Annotated in this window: 1 pseudogene; it reads right to left on the bottom strand. The window is 54.1% G+C overall.

From position 1 onward, the window contains the following. A pseudogene (locus JUK32_RS17005) lies at nucleotides 1-207 on the bottom strand (IS4 family transposase); the annotation flags it as partial.

The following is a 207-nucleotide window of genomic DNA, read 5'->3' as shown; positions in this document are numbered from 1 at the left end:
CGCTCGGGCTCTCGATGCCATAGCTGAATCGTACTCAATCCCAGCGGGAACCCACTCGCCGCGTCGGCGACCAAGGTCGGATGAAGGAAAAAGCCCAAGTCTTGATTGTTGCCCACAACCCCGAAACCGGATGTTTGAAGATGCTGGGCTTGAGCCTGTAAATTAATTTCACTGCTGTCACTGATGGCTAATACATGCCGTCCCTCG

Origin of the sequence: Halomicronema sp. CCY15110, assembly GCF_016888165.1 — a bacterium.
Classification (GTDB): Bacteria; Cyanobacteriota; Cyanobacteriia; order Phormidesmidales; family Phormidesmidaceae; genus Halomicronema.
This window is presented reverse-complemented; position numbering and strand designations above follow the sequence as displayed.